18 protein-coding genes and 1 riboswitch are annotated in these 14842 nt (G+C 53.3%); of the genes, 8 read left to right on the top strand and 10 right to left on the bottom strand.

Annotation, left to right across the window (positions count from 1 at the left end):
• Positions 1 to 47: 47 nt before the first annotated feature.
• Together HV261_RS01140 and HV261_RS01135 are read right to left on the bottom strand one after the other, a co-directional pair.
• Complete coding sequence (locus HV261_RS01140; RefSeq protein WP_137383233.1) at positions 48 to 365, bottom strand: PTS lactose/cellobiose transporter subunit IIA; 318 nt, start codon at positions 363 to 365, stop codon at positions 48 to 50.
• 4 nt (positions 366 to 369) lie between these two features.
• On the bottom strand, positions 370 to 675 hold the full coding sequence (locus HV261_RS01135; RefSeq protein ID WP_048214121.1) for a PTS sugar transporter subunit IIB: 306 nt from the start codon (positions 673 to 675) through the stop codon (positions 370 to 372).
• Positions 676 to 1766: 1091 nt separating this feature from the next.
• On the opposite strand from HV261_RS01135, the gene cspE reads away from it, so the two are divergent.
• A complete protein-coding gene (cspE, locus tag HV261_RS01130) occupies positions 1767 to 1979 on the top strand; it encodes a transcription antiterminator/RNA stability regulator CspE (RefSeq protein ID WP_005132883.1) in 213 nt (70 codons plus the stop codon).
• 119 nt (positions 1980 to 2098) lie between these two features.
• Here cspE and thiH read toward each other — a convergent pair whose 3' ends face one another.
• From thiH to rsd, 7 genes are all read right to left on the bottom strand, one after another.
• Positions 2099 to 3232 carry a 2-iminoacetate synthase ThiH gene (thiH, locus tag HV261_RS01125; RefSeq protein WP_202037217.1) on the bottom strand — a complete coding sequence of 378 codons (1134 nt, stop codon included), beginning with the start codon at positions 3230 to 3232 and terminating at the stop codon, positions 2099 to 2101.
• Positions 3229 to 3999, bottom strand: coding sequence for a thiazole synthase (gene thiG, locus HV261_RS01120; protein ID WP_202037216.1), 771 nt, complete (start codon positions 3997 to 3999; stop codon positions 3229 to 3231). The genes thiH and thiG overlap by 4 nt, the downstream gene beginning before the upstream one ends.
• Position 4000: 1 nt before the next feature.
• Complete coding sequence (gene thiS, locus HV261_RS01115) at positions 4001 to 4201, bottom strand: sulfur carrier protein ThiS (RefSeq protein ID WP_202037215.1); 201 nt, start codon at positions 4199 to 4201, stop codon at positions 4001 to 4003.
• Positions 4182 to 4940 carry a thiazole biosynthesis adenylyltransferase ThiF gene (thiF, locus tag HV261_RS01110; RefSeq protein WP_202037214.1) on the bottom strand — a complete coding sequence of 253 codons (759 nt, stop codon included), beginning with the start codon at positions 4938 to 4940 and terminating at the stop codon, positions 4182 to 4184. The genes thiS and thiF overlap by 20 nt, the downstream gene beginning before the upstream one ends.
• Complete coding sequence (thiE, locus tag HV261_RS01105; RefSeq protein WP_202037213.1) at positions 4933 to 5568, bottom strand: thiamine phosphate synthase; 636 nt, start codon at positions 5566 to 5568, stop codon at positions 4933 to 4935. The genes thiF and thiE overlap by 8 nt, the downstream gene beginning before the upstream one ends.
• Entirely contained in the window at positions 5568 to 7466 is a 1899-nt protein-coding gene (thiC, locus tag HV261_RS01100; RefSeq protein WP_202037212.1) for a phosphomethylpyrimidine synthase ThiC, read from the bottom strand. The genes thiE and thiC overlap by 1 nt, the downstream gene beginning before the upstream one ends.
• A gap of 83 nt (positions 7467 to 7549) precedes the next feature.
• A riboswitch (TPP riboswitch) is annotated at positions 7550 to 7672 on the bottom strand.
• Between the two features lie 50 nt (positions 7673 to 7722).
• Positions 7723 to 8211, bottom strand: a complete 489-nt coding sequence (gene rsd / locus HV261_RS01095; RefSeq protein ID WP_202037211.1) for a sigma D regulator — start codon at positions 8209 to 8211, stop codon at positions 7723 to 7725.
• Between the two features lie 96 nt (positions 8212 to 8307).
• Between rsd and nudC the strand changes: the two genes are divergently transcribed.
• From nudC to HV261_RS01065, 6 genes are all read left to right on the top strand, one after another.
• Positions 8308 to 9081, top strand: a complete 774-nt coding sequence (gene nudC / locus HV261_RS01090; protein WP_202037210.1) for an NAD(+) diphosphatase — start codon at positions 8308 to 8310, stop codon at positions 9079 to 9081.
• A gap of 50 nt (positions 9082 to 9131) precedes the next feature.
• A complete protein-coding gene (hemE, locus tag HV261_RS01085; RefSeq protein WP_151225111.1) occupies positions 9132 to 10196 on the top strand; it encodes a uroporphyrinogen decarboxylase in 1065 nt (354 codons plus the stop codon).
• Between the two features lie 9 nt (positions 10197 to 10205).
• Complete coding sequence (gene nfi / locus HV261_RS01080) at positions 10206 to 10886, top strand: deoxyribonuclease V (protein WP_202037209.1); 681 nt, start codon at positions 10206 to 10208, stop codon at positions 10884 to 10886.
• Positions 10887 to 10919: 33 nt separating this feature from the next.
• Positions 10920 to 11510 carry a YjaG family protein gene (locus tag HV261_RS01075; RefSeq protein WP_003842015.1) on the top strand — a complete coding sequence of 197 codons (591 nt, stop codon included), beginning with the start codon at positions 10920 to 10922 and terminating at the stop codon, positions 11508 to 11510.
• Between the two features lie 186 nt (positions 11511 to 11696).
• On the top strand, positions 11697 to 11969 hold the full coding sequence (gene hupA, locus HV261_RS01070) for a nucleoid-associated protein HU-alpha (protein ID WP_001044509.1): 273 nt from the start codon (positions 11697 to 11699) through the stop codon (positions 11967 to 11969).
• Positions 11970 to 11980: 11 nt separating this feature from the next.
• Positions 11981 to 12676 (top strand): DUF1481 domain-containing protein, encoded by a 696-nt coding sequence (locus tag HV261_RS01065; RefSeq protein ID WP_202039642.1) that lies wholly within the window; start codon positions 11981 to 11983, stop codon positions 12674 to 12676.
• Between the two features lie 75 nt (positions 12677 to 12751).
• Here the strand turns inward: HV261_RS01065 and zraP are convergent, their stop codons facing one another.
• Entirely contained in the window at positions 12752 to 13189 is a 438-nt protein-coding gene (zraP, locus tag HV261_RS01060) for a zinc resistance sensor/chaperone ZraP (protein ID WP_202039641.1), read from the bottom strand.
• A 265-nt stretch (positions 13190 to 13454) separates the two neighbouring features.
• Here zraP and zraS point away from each other — a divergent pair, with 265 nt between their 5' ends.
• Positions 13455 to 14840 carry a two-component system sensor histidine kinase ZraS gene (gene zraS, locus HV261_RS01055; protein WP_202037208.1) on the top strand — a complete coding sequence of 462 codons (1386 nt, stop codon included), beginning with the start codon at positions 13455 to 13457 and terminating at the stop codon, positions 14838 to 14840.
• Positions 14841 to 14842 lie beyond the last annotated feature (2 nt).

Raw genomic sequence — 14842 nt, 5'->3', positions numbered from 1 at the left:
TGATGGCGCTGCGCTTATCAGGCCTAAGAAGCCATTCGGCAGCACCATTAATTTACCGGCGGTAAGCGCCGATAAAGTTCAATCATGTCGCCCGCCAGATCCTGAATCACCATCGCGTTCATCAGGTGGTCCTGCGAATGGACGGTGATGAGATTGACCGGTAGTTTGCCAGTGCCTTCGTCAATACCGATCAGCTGGGTTTGGATTTTATGCGCCTGTTTAACGAACTCGCGTGATTCCGTCATCGCTTGTTCTGCACCGGTGAAATCACCTTTACGCGCCAGTTGCAATGCCGTCAGGGCCTGGCTGCGTGCAGCGCCAGCGTTGACCAATAATTCCATGATGATTGTTTCTAACTCTTCCATGCCATCACTCCAGTAGTTTCAGCGCTTTATCCAGTACGGCATCCCCTTTCATCATGCCGTAATCCATCATGTCGATAACGGCGACCTTTTTGCCTAACGGGTCGGCGAGCGCCTGCAGCTTGGCCTGTTCATACTTAACCTGCGGACCGAGTAAAACAATATCTGCAGTGGCGATATTTTCTGCAAACTCAGCCACCGGGACTGCTTTGATAGTCACATCGACGCCTTTTTTCTGGGCGGCATCTTTCATCCTTTGCACCAGCATGCTGGTGGACATTCCGGCGGCACAGCATAAAACGATGTTTTTCATAGTGAGTCTCGATCAACAGGTATTTCTTGATAATTATCTCGTGCGGGCAACAGCAACAACCGCTTTGCGACGATTGTGTGTCTGGCATCACAAAGAAATGCCATTTTTCCTGAAACCGGTTACAAATGAGACTCAGGCCGGCCTGGTCTGACCCAAAAAGCCGTTTTTCCCATAGCGCTCAGGCGTAGATATTAATAATTACTGTCAATAAAGACATGTTATTAAAAACAGTATTGACACTGTTTTTTAAACCCGTATGTTAATACTTAACAGCGGAGAAATAGTCATTTGCTGTTAAATTAGTAAGTGTTAGTAGCGTTTGATAGGGGGTTGCGATAAGGGCCACGAAATATTCTGTTGTATGGGGTAGTCGATGCCGAAGTTATTATCCTGGCACATCGACAATGTTTTCAGGCTCTGTAGTTGATTTATCTAATCGCAAAGTAGTAAAAAAGTGCGACGATGTAAGGCCATGATTTAATAGTTAATGTTGGCAGGTTTCTTTTATAAGAGCTTGCAAGGGCAGTAAGGCCACGCATCAAAGAGTATATGTCGCAAGGGGAAGTGTACTTGTTTAGGTCGCCATTCTTGAGATTTATTATCAAGCTGGCTGGGTTTATTTAACGATAAATAGAGGAAAGTGTTAGTCAGTATCAGCATCCAATATTATCAGTGATAAACGTGTACATTTAAAATGTAGTATCAACAGCAGTACAAAATTGTTAAGTCTATTAATGTTAAATCTGAAGTTTGTAGTAACTTAAAGCCCTGGCTGCAACGGTCAGGGCTTTTATTATCTATATATCAATACCTTACCTTTTCGCACGGCCGCACCGGTTCAACATTTCACCTGTTGATGGGTATTAAATAAATTAATGCTTGCTTAATGATTAGAAGTAGGGCTACTATAGCGACATCGGTTTGGAACACAGACCTTATGCAAGCAGTTTTAGTAAAGCAGTTCTCAGTTCAAGCGTTATCCTCAGATACTCTTCATCGTGAGCCTCCTCCTAAGTGCCCCATAAGTTAATTTCTGCAAAACAGGCCATCTTCGCTGCATAAGCGGCTCAAAAACATGAAAGGAAGTATCTATGTCTAACAAAATGACTGGTTTAGTAAAATGGTTTAACTCTGATAAAGGCTTCGGCTTTATCACTCCTCAGGACGGTAGCAAAGATGTATTTGTGCATTTTTCAGCCATCCAGAGCAACGATTTCAAAACCTTAGACGAAGGTCAAAAAGTGGAGTTCTCTGTTGAGAACGGCGCTAAAGGTCCGTCTGCTGTTAACGTTATCGCGCTGTAATTGCCGATAATCTCACGAACGCTTACGATAGCGATGAAGGCCAGAGCCTGAGCAGTTAAGTGCCAGTGAAGAAAAAACCCGCGAAAGCGGGTTTTTTCGTTTGTGCGATCTCCTCAGATTTACAACACCTGAGACGCCCTTCCCAGATAGCTGTCCCAGTCTTTCCACACGGGTTGTAATCCCTGTGCAATCAATGCGTCGGCAACGGCTTGCGGTCGACGATCGTCGTGCGGAGAGAACTGTTCCAGTTCAGGATGATTATCAGCGTAACCACCGGGTTGCGTTTTCGAGAAAGCGCTGACGTTGTTGATCGCCAGTGGGATCACATGGTCGCGGAACCACGGCGATTCACGGGTGGAAAGCGACAGTTCAATGTCCGGCGACAGCAAGCGAAATGCACAAATGGTTTGCACCAACTGGCGTTCATCCATAATTGACGCCGGCTCTACACCTCCGGTACACGGACGTAGTCTCGGGAAGGAGATGGAGTAACGGCTCTGCCAGTAATGTTGCTGCATCCACAGCAGATGCTCGGCGACCATATAACAATCAACCCGCCAGCTATCGGACAAACCAATCAACGCGCCCAGGCCGATTTTATCGATACCTGCGCGGCCCAGTCTGTCTGGCGTGTCCAGCCGCCAGAAGAAATCCTGTTTTTTCCCTTTCAGATGGTGCCGCGCATAAACCGCTTCATGGTAGCTCTCCTGATACACCATCACGCCATCCAGTCCCAGCGTCTTCAGCTCCGCATATTCAGCCTCTGACAGCGGCTGTACTTCCATCTGTAATGAGGCGAACTGGCGGCGAATAGCGGGTAAGTGGCGACGAAAGTAATCCATCCCCACTTTTGCCTGATGTTCACCGGTGACCAGCAGCAGGTGCTCGAAACCCAGCTCGCGGATGGCCGCGCACTCCCGGCTAATCTCATCTTCGTCCAGTGTTTTGCGTTTAATACGGTTGCTCATAGAGAAGCCGCAGTAGGTGCAGTCATTGGCACACAGATTAGAGAGATACAGCGGGACGTAAAAACTGACGGTGTTGCCAAAGCGCTGGCGAGTAAGTTTCTGCGCCCGCTGCGCCAGCGGCTCCAGATAGGCGGTGGCGGCAGGGGAGAGCAAGGCCATCAAGTCATCGCGTGTGAGTTGCGAGGCATTGATCGCCCGTTCCACATCCGCCGCGGTTTTACTGTGGATGCGCAGGCGGATGTCGTCCCAGTCCAGTTGTCGCCAGCGATCGGCGAAAGTTTTCATGAGAGGGCCTCCAGAAACCCAGTGAGTGGGCTGGTGGGACTTGCCTGCGAACTTTTTCTTCCTGGTACCGCCTGGCGCGCCAGCAGACCCGCTTCAACGGCCAGGCGGAAGGCGGTTGCCATCATCACCGGGCTGTCAGCCACGGCAATGGCTGTGTTGACCAGCACCGCATCGGCCCCCATCTCCAGCGCCTGCGTAGCGTGGCTGGGAACACCGATGCCGGCATCGACTACCACCGGCACGGTCGCCTGCTGGATAATAATCTCCAGCATCGCTTTGGTTTCCAGCCCCTGATTAGAACCGATGGGCGCGCCGAGCGGCATCACCGCCGCACAACCAACTTCTTCTAACCGTTTGCACAGTACCGGGTCTGCGCTGCAGTAGGGCAGTACCACAAAGCCCTGCTTTACCAGTGCTTCGGCGGCTTTCAGCGTTTCGATGGGGTCCGGCAGTAGCCAGCGAGCGTCAGGGTGGATTTCCAGCTTCAGCCAGTGTGTCCCTAGCGCTTCACGCGCCAGTTGGGCGGCAAAGATAGCTTCCTCTGCCGTTTTGGCCCCAGAAGTGTTAGGCAGCAGCGTGACGCCGGCTTCGATAAGCGGTGTCAGAATCGCGTCGTTGTGCTGTCGTAGATCCACGCGCTTCATTGCCAGCGTCACCAGTTGGCTGCCGGAGGCGCGAATCGCCTCGACCATCAGCTGCGATGAAGCAAATTTTCCGGTGCCGGTGAACAGATGCGAATCAAACGTTTTGTCGGCAATACGTAACATATCAACCCCCTGCAATAACCTGAAAAAGCAGGATCTGATCGCCTTCCTGCACGATTTGCTGTTGCCACTGCTCACGTGGCAGGATCTGCTGATTGAGCGCCAGCGCCATTCCCGGTTTATGCTGATTAAGCTGTGTCAGCAGTTCGCTGATGGTTTGCCCCTCGGCGCACTGCATTGGCTCATCATTGAACTGAATCTGCATGTTGCCCTCCGCATACCGGGCAACCGTTCGCGCGGCGTAACGCCAGGCTACGCCATTGGCTGGTTTTACCGTCAAACAGGCGTAACTCGCCGCTCGGGGTTTCAATTCCGCTGAGTAATTTGATTGCTTCCAGAGCCTGCAAGGTTCCCATCACCCCGACGACCGGGCCCACAATGCCTGCAGTGCGGCAGTTGCGCTCTGGCTCCGCATCATCCGGCCACAGGCAGCGATAACACCCCTGTTCCCAGGGCGGAGTCAGCACCATTAATTGGCCGCCGAAACCGACGGCACTGGCGGTAATGAGTGGCGTATTTAGCGCCACGCAGGCGGAGTTAATCTGCTGGCGGGTTGCCATGTTGTCAGTACAGTCGAGCACCACGTCGGCACGTGCTACCGCATGTCTGAGCGCATCACCTTGCAGACGTTGCTGGAGCGCCACCACGTCGATATCCGGGTTGAGGCGGGTGAGCCGCTGCTGTGCGACTTGCGATTTGGCGCGGGCGATATCATCCGTGGAAAACAGGATCTGGCGCTGCAGGTTACTCAGATGAATATCGTCATCGTCGACCAGCGTCAGCTTGCCGACGCCCGCACCTGCCAGATACAGTGCGGCAGGTGAACCTAGCCCACCTAACCCGACAATCAGCACATGGCTTGCGTTCAGCTTTTGCTGGCCTTCAATCGCAATATCGCCAAGCAGGATCTGCCGGCTATAGCGCATAAAGTCGCGGTCATTCATCGCCCGCTCCTGCGATATCCAGTAGCTGGGCCATGGCGGTCTGCCAGTCAGCCGCCTGGGTAATGGCGCTGACGACAGCAATGCTGCCGACGCCAGTTGCCAGCACTGCCGGAGCACGCTCAAGGCTGATGCCGCCAATGGCGACGGTCGGGTAATCCGCCAGCCGCTCAATATGACTTGCCAACTGTGTCAGCCCCTGCGGGGGGGAAGGCATCTGCTTAGTTTGCGTGGGGAAGACATGGCCCAGTGCGATATAAGAAGGGCGAGCGGCGAGCGCGACGTCTATCTCCATATCATCGTGAGTGGAAACACCAAGGCGTAGCCCCGCCGCCTGAATCGCTTTCAGGTCGGTGGTTTCCAGGTCTTCCTGGCCCAGATGTACGCCGTAAGCGCGGTGCTTAATTGCCAGACGCCAGTAATCGTTGATAAACAGCCGGGCGTCATAGCGACGCCCCAGGTTAATGGCTGCTATGACGTCGGCTTCGACCTCTTCATCATGTTTGTCTTTGATACGCAACTGGATAGTACGCACGCCTGCCTGCAGCAGGCGTTCAATCCATTGCACGCTGTCCACCACTGGGTAAAGCCCGAGGCGGAACGGCACTGTCGGGAAATCAGGTTGGTACATTACGCCTCCTCTTTTTTGAGGTAGATTTCACCGCCTTTGGCGCGGAAGTTCTCCGACATATCCGCCATGCCGACTTCAATCGTTTGTGCAGCAGCGTAGTCGCGAACCTCCTGGCTGATTTTCATCGAGCAGAACTTCGGCCCGCACATGGAGCAGAAGTGGGCGACCTTGCCGGACTCCTGCGGCAGGGTTTCATCGTGGTAGGCGCGGGCGGTGAATGGGTCGAGCGCGAGGTTAAACTGGTCTTCCCAGCGGAATTCGAAACGCGCTTTCGACATGGCGTTATCGCGGATCTGCGCGCCCGGATGACCTTTTGCTAAGTCAGCTGCGTGGGCGGCAATCTTGTAGGTAATCAACCCTTGCTTCACATCTTCTTTGTTCGGCAGGCCGAGGTGCTCTTTTGGCGTGACGTAGCACAGCATCGCGCAGCCAAACCAGCCGATCATCGCCGCACCGATCCCGGAAGTGAAGTGGTCATAGCCCGGTGCGATATCGGTCGTCAACGGCCCTAAAGTGTAGAACGGCGCTTCATGGCAGTGCTCCAGCTCTTCGGTCATGTTGCGCTGGATCATATGCATGGGCACATGACCCGGGCCTTCAATCATCACCTGCACGTCATATTCCCAGGCGATTTTGGTCAGTTCACCCAGCGTATGCAGCTCAGAGAACTGTGCTTCGTCGTTGGCATCCTGAATCGAGCCCGGACGCAGGCCGTCGCCCAGCGACAGCGCAACGTCATAGGCGGCGCAGATTTCACAGATCTCGCGGAAATGCTCAAACAGAAAGTTCTCTTTGTGATGGGAGAGACACCACTTCGCCATAATAGAACCACCGCGTGAGACAATACCGGTCAGGCGTTTGGCGGTCATCGGCACGTAGCGCAGCAGTACGCCTGCATGAATGGTGAAATAGTCAACGCCCTGTTCGGCCTGCTCCAGCAGCGTGTCGCGGAAGGCTTCCCAGGTGAGATCCTCGGCGATCCCGTTGACCTTTTCCAGCGCCTGGTAGATCGGTACGGTACCAATTGGCACTGGGCTGTTACGCAGGATCCATTCACGGGTTTCATGAATATAACGACCTGTGGAGAGATCCATTACGGTATCCGCGCCCCAGCGCGTCGACCACACCAGCTTCTCAACCTCTTCTTCGATGGAGGAGGTGACTGCTGAATTACCGATGTTGGCGTTCACCTTCACCAGGAAATTACGGCCGATAATCATCGGTTCTGATTCCGGGTGGTTGATGTTGGCTGGAATAATGGCGCGTCCGGCAGCGACCTCGTCACGCACGAATTCCGGGGTGATGTTTTCCGGCAGACGTGCGCCAAAATTCATCCCCGGATGCTGGTGGCGCAATACTTCACTGCGAATACGCTCACGGCCCATGTTTTCACGGATGGCGATAAACTCCACCTCTGGGGTAACGATCCCCTGGCGAGCGTAGTGTAGCTGGGTCACGCACTTACCGGCCTTGGCACGTTTTGGCGTCAGCAGGCCCGTAAAACGCAGTTCATCAAGGCCGTCATCGGCCAGACGTTCTTTGGTGTAAGCCGAGCTGCGGTCGTCTAATTCTTCGCTATCGTTACGTGCCGCAATCCACGCCTGGCGCAGTTTTGCCAGACCCTGCTGGACGTTAATCGCCACGTCAGGGTCGCCGTACGGCCCAGAGGTGTCGTACACCGGCACGGCTTCGTTCTCTTCGAACTGCGGATTGTCTTTGCTTCCACCAATCAGCGTCGGGCTGAGCTGAATTTCGCGCATCGGAATGCGGATATCCGGCTGCGAACCGGTAATATAAATGCGTTTTGAGTTAGGGAAGGCGGTCCCTTCCAGGGTATCGATAAAGTGTTGGGCTTGAGCGCGCTGTTCGCGGCGTGATGGTTTAGTAGTGGCAGACATAGCTCATTCCAAATAAAAGTAAGGATATGGCTTGTCAGACGACGGATGAAGCAAGAGAGAAGCTCGCCCGGGGGCGATGCTATTGCAGATTGACTCTTGTTCCCTTCGCAGGTTTTAACCTGATCAGGTTCCGCGGATCCCGAATTAACGGTCTCAGCCTTTTCCACTCATGCTGCTGTGGAAAATAAGCACTCCGACAAGAAGTAACCTCAGTAAAGAGGTAATGAATGTAAACTACGCGTTAATGCCGTAAATCTCAAGCATGACGTTTGAGAGTGCTACTCTCGTGCATCGCGTCAAATACCAGCATGATCAGATTATCTTCCAGCACGAATCGGGCTTCTAGCGCTTCGCCGAGATCCGATAAAACCTGTTGAAATTCAAGGAAATTATCATGATCAATCGCAGTTTCCAGGCTGGAGTCATAGTAGTCCATGATCAGCTGCGTATTGGCTTCCAGTAGCGGCCAAATTTTTGTGGCTTTTAAAAGCTGCCCGTTCCCTTCCAATTTATGGAGAATACGTTCATAAATACTGAAGTGTCCGGTGGAGAGGTAATCGACCAGGCTCTGACAAAAATCATCCAGCGCTTTTTCATTGAGTCGCATGTACGATTCTTTGCCAGGCTTAATGCCAACCAGATTGTAGTAAGCCACGAGCAGGTGCTTACGTACATGTAGCCAGCGATCAACCAGTTTATTACTTCCTCCGACGTGCTCCGTCAGGCTTTCCAGCTGGTTTAGCATGATTGACTCCGCAAGATGGTGTTTAGGAACTGCTCATCCGTAAATGTAAAAATAATGTAAACAACATGCCTGTGAAGCAAAGGTTGCGCAAGAGATATGGATCGTATAATTGAAAAATTAGATAGCGGCTGGTGGATCGTCAGTCATGAGCAAAAGTTATGGTTACCTCATGGCGAGCTACCTTATGGCGACGCAGCCCGTTTTGATCTGATTGGTCAGCGCGCGCTGCCAATAGGCGAGTGGGAAGGGGAGACTGTCTGGCTGGTGCAGCAGCAGCGTCGACACGATATGGGGTCGGTGCGCCAGGTCATTGACCAGGATGTTGGCCTGTTTCAACTGGCCGGACGCGGCGTACAGCTGGCAGAGTTCTATCGCTCGCATAAATTCTGCGGCTACTGCGGCCATTCCATGCACCCGAGTAAAACGGAGTGGGCGATGCTCTGTAGCCACTGCCGTGAACGTTATTACCCGCAAATTGCTCCCTGCATAATCGTCGCTATTCGCCGAGATGATTCCATCCTGCTTGCCCAACATGTTCGCCATCGTAACGGCGTGCATACCGTACTGGCGGGTTTTGTCGAAGTGGGCGAGACCCTGGAACAGGCGGTAGCGCGTGAAGTCATGGAAGAGAGCGGCATTAAGGTGAAAAACCTGCGCTATGTCACTTCTCAGCCATGGCCATTCCCGCAGTCTTTGATGACCGCATTTATGGCAGAGTATGATAGCGGCGAAATCGTCATCGACCCGAAAGAGCTGCTGGAAGCGAACTGGTATCGCTATGACGATTTACCGCTATTGCCTCCGCCGGGTACCGTCGCGCGTCGATTGATTGAAGATACTGTGGCAATGTGTCGGGCTGAGTACGAGTAAAGAGCGAGTGGTGATACACTGACGGACTGACGCAATAAGGAACTGCAAAAATGACCGAACTGAAGAACGATCGTTATCTGCGTGCGCTGCTGCGCCAGCCCGTTGATGTCACTCCGGTATGGATGATGCGCCAGGCGGGCCGCTATCTACCGGAATACAAAGCTACCCGTGCCGAAGCGGGCGATTTTATGGCGTTGTGCAAAAATGCCGAGCTGGCCTGCGAAGTCACGCTGCAGCCGCTGCGTCGCTATAAACTTGATGCCGCGATCCTCTTTTCGGACATTCTGACTATCCCGGATGCGATGGGGCTCGGGCTGTATTTTGAAGCAGGAGAAGGTCCACGCTTCACCTCTCCGATTACCAGCAAGGCTGACGTCGACAAACTGCCGATCCCTGACCCGGAAGATGGGCTGGGCTACGTGATGAACGCAGTGCGTACCATTCGGCGTGAGCTGAAAGGTGAAGTGCCGCTGATCGGCTTCTCCGGCAGCCCGTGGACGCTGGCGACCTATATGGTTGAAGGTGGCAGTAGCAAAGCGTTTACCGTGATTAAAAAGATGATGTATGCCGATCCAAAAGCGCTACATCTGTTGCTTGATAAGCTGGCGAAAAGCGTCACCCTGTACCTTAACGCGCAGATTAAAGCGGGCGCGCAGTCGGTGATGATTTTCGACACCTGGGGCGGCGTGCTGACCGGTCGCGACTATCAGCAGTTCTCTTTGTATTACATGCATAAAATTGTCGACGGTCTGCTGCGTGAAAACGACGGTCGTCGTGTCCCCGTGACGCTGTTTACCAAAGGCGGCGGTCAGTGGCTGGAAGCGATGGCGGAAACTGGCTGCGATGCGCTGGGTCTTGACTGGACCACTGACATTGCTGACGCGCGTCGCCGCGTAGGCCACAAGGTGGCGCTGCAGGGCAATATGGACCCGTCGATGTTGTATGCACCACCGGCGCGTATCGAAGAAGAAGTGGCAACGATTCTGGCTGGATTTGGTCAGGGTGAAGGTCATGTCTTTAACCTGGGTCACGGTATTCACCAGGACGTGCCGCCGGAACATGCGGGTGTCTTCGTGGAGGCGGTACATCGGTTGTCGGCGCAGTACCACCGCTAAGGAACCAATATGGATCTCGCGTCGCTTCGTGCGCAGCAGCTTGAACTGGCCTCTTCGGTTTCCCGAGAGGATCGCCTTGAAATCAATCCGCCGGTTCTGATTGGTGGAGCGGATGTCGGGTTTGAGCAGGGCGGTGAAGTGACGCGGGCTGCGATGGTCCTGCTGAAATATCCCACGCTGGAGCTGGTTGAATACAAGGTGGCGCGTATTGCCACCACCATGCCGTATATTCCCGGCTTTCTCTCCTTTCGTGAAACTCCCGCGCTGATGGCCGCCTGGCAACAGCTGTCACAAAAGCCGGACCTGCTGTTTGTCGATGGGCACGGCATTTCCCATCCGCGCCGTCTGGGCGTCGCCAGTCATTTTGGTCTGCTGGTGGATGTTCCGACGATTGGTGTGGCGAAAAAACGACTGTGCGGCAAGTTTGAACCGCTCGCCGCCGAACCCGGTGCGCTAGCGCCGCTGCTGGATAAAGGCGAACAGCTGGCATGGGTCTGGCGTAGCAAAGCGCGCTGTAACCCGTTGTTTATTTCTACGGGTCACCGCGTGAGCATGGACAGTGCCCTGGCGTGGGTGCAGCGCTGTATGAACGGCTATCGTCTGCCAGAACCAACACGCTGGGCAGATGCGGTAGCATCTGAACGCCCGGCTTTTACGCGGCTTGCAGCAAAAAAGGCCCATATCGGGTAAACTGCCGCTAATTTCCGTATTTGAGAGCTCATCATGTTACAAAACCCGATTCACTTGCGTCTGGAGAAGCTGGAAAGCTGGCAGCACGTTACGTTTATGGCCTGCCTGTGCGAGCGCATGTATCCCAACTACGCGATGTTCTGCAAGCAAACTGAATTTGGCGATGGGCAGATTTATCGTCGAATCCTGGATTTGATTTGGGAAGCGCTGACGGTTAAAGATGCCAAAATCAATTTTGACAGCCAACTGGAAAAGTTTGAAGAGGCTATCCCGTCGGCAGATGATTACGATCTGTACGGTGTTTATCCTGCGATTGATGCCTGCGTGGCATTAAGCGAACTGATGCATTCACGTCTGAGTGGCGAAACGCTGGAACATGCTATTGAAGTCAGTAAGGCTTCAATTACCACTGTCGCGATGCTGGAAATGACCCAGGCCGGTCGCGAAATGACCGATGAAGAGCTAAAAGAAAACCCTGCCGTTGAGCAAGAATGGGATATTCAGTGGGAAATATTCCGACTTTTGGCTGACTGTGAAGAACGCGATATTGAGCTGATAAAAGGGCTGCGAGCAGACCTGCGCGAGGCTGGCGAGAGCAATATTGGTATAAATTTTCAGCAATGACACAACAAAACGTGATTTAACGCCTGATTTGTCGTGCCTGAAGGCTTCCCATCCGCCCCCCGTCTGGTCTACATTTGGGGGGCGAAAAAAAGTGGCTATCGGTGCGTGTATGCAGGAGAGTGCTTTTCTGGCATTTCCGTCGCACTCGATGCTTAGCAAGCGATAAACACATTGTAAGGATAACTTATGAACAAGACTCAACTGATTGATGTAATTGCAGACAAAGCAGAACTGTCTAAAACACAGGCTAAAGCTGCTCTGGAATCCACCCTGGCTGCTATTACTGAGTCTCTGAAAGAAGGCGATGCTGTACAACTGGTTGGTTTCGGTACCTTCAAAGTGAACCACCGTGCTGAGCGCACTGGCCGCAACCCGCAGACCGGTAAAGAAATCAAAATCGCCGCAGCTAACGTACCGGCATTTGTTTCTGGTAAAGCACTGAAAGACGCGGTTAAGTAATTCGCGTGGCAGTGAACAGTTTTAACGAAGGGGCGGTTTCGCCCCTTTTGTCCATCTGGCGTCATACGCTCTGGCTTTCAGGTGTGCTGTTGCTGTCGGCCTGTAGTCGTCATTCCGAGCTTCCTCCGTTCACGGCCAGCGGTTATGTTGGCGAGCAGGGGGCGGTACGCGTCTGGCGTAAAGATTCCAGTGACGATGTTCACTTGCTCTCGGTATTGAGTCCGTGGCGTAACGGCGATACCACCACCAGTGAATACCGCTGGCAGGGAGATACGCTCTCACTGATAGAACTCAATGTTTACAGTAAACCGCCGGAACATATTCGCATCCGCTTCGATGACCGCGGCGAACTGAGTTTCATGCAACGTGAAGTCGACGGGCAAAAGCAGCAGCTTTCCAGCGATCAAATCGCGTTGTACCGCTATCGTGCCGATCAAATCCGCAAGACCAGCGATGCGCTGCGTCAGGGGCGTGTGGTTTTACATCAGGGACGCTGGCATGGTGCTGAACGCACGGTTACTACGTGTGAAGGCGAGACAATTAAGCCCGATTTAGATTCGTGGGCGATAAGTCATATTGAGCGCCGCCAGAGCCACTCGTCAGTCGACGTGAGCGTGGCATGGCTGGAAGCGCCCGAAGGGTCCCAGCTACTGCTGGTTGCCAATGAGGATTTTTGTCACTGGCAGCCGAAAGAGAAAACATTTTAACGTCGGATGGTGACGCAAATGCGTCTTATCCATCTGTAGGCCTGATTAGCATAGCGCCATCAGGCATTAAGTCCTTTACCAGTGCCCCATCCCCATATGACCACCGCCGCGATAGTTACCGCCGCATCCGCCGTAGCCCATTCCTGCTCCACGAGGTATGCCCGCCTGCGCCATTGCGACATCGCGCTTAACACGCTGCTCATCCAGCGACTGATTCAACGACTCCATCTCTTTTGCTACCGCATTAATTTTTGCCGTGTCTGGCGAACTGGCTGTTAGCAACGCGTTGTACTCGTAGCGTTTGGAGGTCAGCTGTTGGCGTAAGGCGCTGGTCTGCGCGTAGTAATCATCATAGATTTTCTGCGCCGCCGCCTGCTGTTCGGTGGTCATAGGTGTACCGCCACGTTGCTGCATACCATCACCATACCCCCAGTGATGTTGTGCCAGCGCCGGGGTGGAACCCAGAGCAACCAGCGAGAGTACAATCAGCGCCAGTTTATTATTCCGTTTCATCATTCGTTCTCCTGTTGGTTATCTTACATTCCTTGTTGCATCTTCCGTGCCAGACTGGAGATCCCCCGTTCTGTAGGCATCACGCGTGGTTTGCATGGCACAAAGCGAGTAAAAATGACTCGCCCGAGCGTAACCAACGGGTCATTTTTACCCGCTGACTTTCAGCGGATTGTGTCCGAGGGCAGGGTTATCAGGGGTAAAAAATGGCATGATTTCTGCTGTATACCTGAAACGAAGAAAGGAAACGGTGGGAAAGGAAGTGCATATGCGTCTGTATAAAGACACGGCGGCAAAGTGGTTGAGCCGACTCTTGCTGGCGGCAATCCTGATTTTAGTTGGCTGGTTTTCTATCATGACCATTCGGGACTATGGCCGTGAAAGTGACGCTGCCCGGCAAACGCTGCTGGAAAAAGGCAGTGTGCTGATCCGTGCTCTGGAGTCCGGTACGCGCGTAGGCATGGGCATGCGCATGCATCATGCCCAGCAGCAGACGCTACTGGAGGAAATGGCCGTACAGCCTGGCGTGCTATGGTTTGCCGTCGTCGATGAGCATGGTGTCATTATTACCCACAGCAATTCCGCGATGGTCGGTAAAACGCTCTATTCATCGGATGTCCTGCGACAGCTTAGTCCTGGGGATCAAGAAAGCTGGCGGAATATTGAAATTCCAGCGAGGGATGGTGAAAAAACGCCGGCCCTGGAAATTTATCGCCAGTTTCAGCCACTGTATGGTCCTGGGCGACATGGCATGGCGCGTTGTGCCAGCAATGACGGACAGATAACCACGCCTTCACAAACCATTTTTATCGCCTTTGATGCCAGCGATCTGGCGGCGACCCAGGCAAGAGAGTGGCGTAACACGCTGATAGTCCTCTCTGCGCTGGCGGCCGTGCTGCTGGCCACCGTGCTGACGTTTTTCTGGTATCAGCGCTATCAGCGTTCGTACAAGGAATTGCAGGATGCGATGAATCGTAAAGAAAAACTGATGGCGCTTGGGCATCTGGCGGCTGGGGTTGCACATGAAATTCGTAATCCGCTGTCTTCCATCAAAGGTCTGGCAAAGTATTTTGCCGAACGTACTCCGGCAGGAGGCGAGTCGCACGAGCTGGCGCAGGTGATGGCGAAAGAGGCAGACCGCTTAAATCGGGTGGTGAGCGAACTCCTTGAATTGGTGAAACCTGCGCACCTTGCGCTCCAGAAAGTGGATCTCAATGAGGTCATCACCCACTCATTGCATCTGGTAAGTCAGGATGCTCAAAGTCGGGAAATTCAGCTACGGTTTACGGTAAATCCTGCACTACCCATTATTCAGGCCGATCCTGACCGGCTAACGCAGGTCCTACTGAATCTGTATCTGAACGCCATTCATGCGATTGGCCATCAGGGCACGATTACGGTTGAAGCGAGTGAATGCAGCGCCGAACGCGTTAAAATTATGGTTGCCGATAGCGGAAAGGGGATTGCAGCGGAACAGCTGGAGGCCATTTTTACGCCTTACTTCACGACTAAAGCTGACGGAACCGGCCTCGGGCTGGCGGTTGTGCAGAACATAGTCGAACAGCACGGTGGTACCATTCAGGTGGCAAGCGTTGAGGGCAAAGGCGCGACCTTTACCCTTTGGCTGCCGACCAAAGCGAAACAACAGGATTAACA

The organism is Citrobacter sp. RHBSTW-00671 (assembly GCF_014103415.1).
GTDB lineage: Bacteria > Pseudomonadota > Gammaproteobacteria > Enterobacterales > Enterobacteriaceae > Citrobacter.
The sequence above is the reverse complement of the archived record's forward strand: the minus strand, read 5'-3'. Positions and strand labels throughout refer to the sequence as shown.

Excerpts from the sequence above, each read along its gene's own strand:
- HV261_RS01140 (WP_137383233.1), bottom strand. The coding sequence starts at position 365 with ATGGAAGAGTTAGAAACAATCATCATGGAATTATTGGTCAACGCTGGC.
- HV261_RS01135 (WP_048214121.1), bottom strand. The coding sequence starts at position 675 with ATGAAAAACATCGTTTTATGCTGTGCCGCCGGAATGTCCACCAGCATG.
- cspE (WP_005132883.1), top strand. The coding sequence starts at position 1,767 with ATGTCTAACAAAATGACTGGTTTAGTAAAATGGTTTAACTCTGATAAA.
- thiH (WP_202037217.1), bottom strand. The coding sequence starts at position 3,232 with ATGAAAACTTTCGCCGATCGCTGGCGACAACTGGACTGGGACGACATC.
- thiG (WP_202037216.1), bottom strand. The coding sequence starts at position 3,999 with ATGTTACGTATTGCCGACAAAACGTTTGATTCGCATCTGTTCACCGGC.
- thiS (WP_202037215.1), bottom strand. The coding sequence starts at position 4,201 with ATGCAGATTCAGTTCAATGATGAGCCAATGCAGTGCGCCGAGGGGCAA.
- thiF (WP_202037214.1), bottom strand. The coding sequence starts at position 4,940 with ATGAATGACCGCGACTTTATGCGCTATAGCCGGCAGATCCTGCTTGGC.
- thiE (WP_202037213.1), bottom strand. The coding sequence starts at position 5,568 with ATGTACCAACCTGATTTCCCGACAGTGCCGTTCCGCCTCGGGCTTTAC.
- thiC (WP_202037212.1), bottom strand. The coding sequence starts at position 7,466 with ATGTCTGCCACTACTAAACCATCACGCCGCGAACAGCGCGCTCAAGCC.
- rsd (WP_202037211.1), bottom strand. The coding sequence starts at position 8,211 with ATGCTAAACCAGCTGGAAAGCCTGACGGAGCACGTCGGAGGAAGTAAT.
- nudC (WP_202037210.1), top strand. The coding sequence starts at position 8,308 with ATGGATCGTATAATTGAAAAATTAGATAGCGGCTGGTGGATCGTCAGT.
- hemE (WP_151225111.1), top strand. The coding sequence starts at position 9,132 with ATGACCGAACTGAAGAACGATCGTTATCTGCGTGCGCTGCTGCGCCAG.
- nfi (WP_202037209.1), top strand. The coding sequence starts at position 10,206 with ATGGATCTCGCGTCGCTTCGTGCGCAGCAGCTTGAACTGGCCTCTTCG.
- HV261_RS01075 (WP_003842015.1), top strand. The coding sequence starts at position 10,920 with ATGTTACAAAACCCGATTCACTTGCGTCTGGAGAAGCTGGAAAGCTGG.
- hupA (WP_001044509.1), top strand. The coding sequence starts at position 11,697 with ATGAACAAGACTCAACTGATTGATGTAATTGCAGACAAAGCAGAACTG.
- zraP (WP_202039641.1), bottom strand. The coding sequence starts at position 13,189 with ATGAAACGGAATAATAAACTGGCGCTGATTGTACTCTCGCTGGTTGCT.
- zraS (WP_202037208.1), top strand. The coding sequence starts at position 13,455 with ATGCGTCTGTATAAAGACACGGCGGCAAAGTGGTTGAGCCGACTCTTG.